Source organism: Paenibacillus sp. 01T422 (assembly GCF_056398785.1).
The window spans coordinates 1-2448 of sequence record NZ_JBFTQB010000938.1 but is presented as its reverse complement, the minus strand read 5'-3'; the positions used below and the strand labels follow the sequence as shown (position 1 = coordinate 2448).

Here is a 2448-nt window from a genome sequence, read left to right as displayed (position 1 = left end):
CAGCGATTCGATCCGAGATAGATAAAGCTTCATCTTGATCATGTGTAACAAAAATAGCCGTAATGCCTAATCGTTGCTGCAGCTCCCTAAGTTCGTCTCTCACTTCCACTCTCATCTTGGCATCCAAATTACTAAGCGGTTCATCCATCAGAAGTACCTTCTGCCCCATAACGAGCGCCCTTGCAAAGGCAACGCGCTGCTGTTGTCCTCCGCTTAACTCTCTGGGAAACCTGCCTTGCAGTCCTTGAAGTCCGAACATAGTCAACATGGCCTCGACTTTGTCCTTCACTTCTTGCCGAGTTGGCCGCTGCAGCTTTAATCCGTAAGATATATTCTCGTATACCGTCATATGAGGGAATAGGGCATATTCCTGAAAAACAAGCGGCGTATTCCGCTTAAATACAGGCAGCTCATTCATATTTTTACCTTCGATATAAATGTGACCGGCATCCGGCTCGTAGAATCCGGCTATTAGCCGCATTAACGTCGTTTTGCCGCAACCGCTTGGTCCCAGGAGAGTCGTGAAGCTGCCTGCCGGAATGTCGAGAGACACTTGACTGATGGCGTCGAAGTCCCCAAAGCTTTTTGAAACATTAGAAATTTGGATCATCGGTTTCTCCGTGTTCATGATTTCCTCCACTTATAGTTCTATCGATCTGCCCTGCTTCTTCAAGAAAACCTGTGCTAACAGCAGCACAACGAATGCGATGGAAATCAGCACAACCGTAAAGGCCGATGCACTTCCCCAGGCTCCGTTCTGCACTAATCCAAGAATGGACACGGTACCTACGGAAGTTTTCGCTGAATAAATGAAAATAATAACGCTTAAACAAGTAACGGATCGCAGAAAAGATACGACAATTCCCGAGATGAACGGTCCTTTCAACAAAGGAAGCACAATTTTCCTGAACGTAGTGAAGTTGTTTGCACCGAGATTAAGTGAAGCTTCTTCCAGCGCTCCGCTGATCTGTTGAAGACCGGCCAGACTGGCGCTATAGCAGGTCGGTAAATTCCAGAACATGAGAGCAAGAACCATAATGAGTGAAGTCCCCGAAAGCAGCAGCGGTTTCTCATTAAAGGCCATTGCAAAGCCAAGTCCTAGGAATACACCCGGCACAGCCCCCGGCAATATCGCCAAGAAATCAAGCAGTCGGTTGATACCTACACGCTTCCTTTGAACGATATAAGCTAGTGGCAGGGCAAAGAATCCAGCCGCTATTGAAGCAAGCAAAGCGAATTTCAAGCTGTTAAAGATTTCTCTCCCCTTAGCCTCCACATAAAGTAAATTTTGCAGCGTGAAGGACCAGTCGAATCCCCATGTTTTTGTGAAAGCCCCGTAGAACAGAACCCCATAGACCGCGAGAACGATGAGTGTAACGAGCATACAGAAAGCAAATAACCCCCATTTAACCGCAAAGGGCAACGGAAAATGTTCCAGGGAAGTTTCTTTTCCAGTAACAGAGACGTAAGAACGTTTGCCTACCCAGGCTCTGTTCCAAACAAATAGACCAAGTGCAGGCACTAACAACGCGGTTGAGAGCACAGCAGCTGAATTTAAATCGAACATCCCTGACATTTGCATATACGCCTCTGTTGGAAGAACAGTGAAGTTCCCAGCTATGATCATGGGATTCCCAAAGTCGGCCAAGACGTTCATTGCTGTAATCAATGCTCCGCCTGCAATACCCGGCCTACAGAGGGGAAGAAATACTTGTTTAAATACTTGCCAATGGGAGGCTCCGAGATTATAAGCCGCATACTCCAGATTGGTGGAGGTTGATTTCAATACACCGTGAATGACCGCATAAGCATATGGGAAAAAAGTCATCGTTTGAACTAGCCAAAGCCCATGCCAGCCGTAAACATCTATATTAACGTGCAGCACATATTTTGAAATGATTCCCTGTCTGCCGAAGAGCAGGATATAGGATAAGGCGACAATGAAAGGAGGTGAAACAATCGGCAATATCGTTATAAATTTAAAAAGTCCTTTGCATGGAACCTTCAGTCTTGTAATCGTATAGGCAAAAACAAAAGCAATGACCGTACAGGAAACGGTTGAGATAACTGTCATGAATAAACTATTCAAAGCTGCATGGTACCATCTAGAAAATGTAAAGAATTTAAAATAGTCCTCTGGTCGAGTAAAGCTTAGCACCTTCAGAATGGGCAAAATGACAAAAAAACATGTGATCACGATGATTGCTACAACGCCCAAAGCTAGGACAGGATCCTTCCGCAACCTCTTTATTTCCGACCAGGTATCTTTGACAGTAGATGAAATCAAGACTTTCCACACCTTTCGGTTATAAGCATGCACCTCCCCCCGCCAATTGGCCGCAGGAGGAGGTGTACAAGCTGTTTCCTTTACAACATTATTTGCCTGTCATTTCAGTAAATTTCTTCACAACATCTGCTTTCATCTGAGCAGCTTTATCTCTGTCATAG

General features: G+C 45.3%; 2 protein-coding genes. Both read right to left on the bottom strand.

What is annotated here, in order from left to right:
- On the bottom strand, window positions 1-628 hold a 628-nt coding region (locus tag AC1DUA_RS33760; protein WP_477503896.1), incomplete at its 3' end, for an ABC transporter ATP-binding protein.
- A 12-nt stretch (window positions 629-640) separates the two neighbouring features.
- Window positions 641-2287, bottom strand: a complete 1647-nt coding sequence (locus AC1DUA_RS33755; RefSeq protein ID WP_477503895.1) for an ABC transporter permease — start codon at window positions 2285-2287, stop codon at window positions 641-643.
- Window positions 2288-2448: the final 161 nt, after the last annotated feature.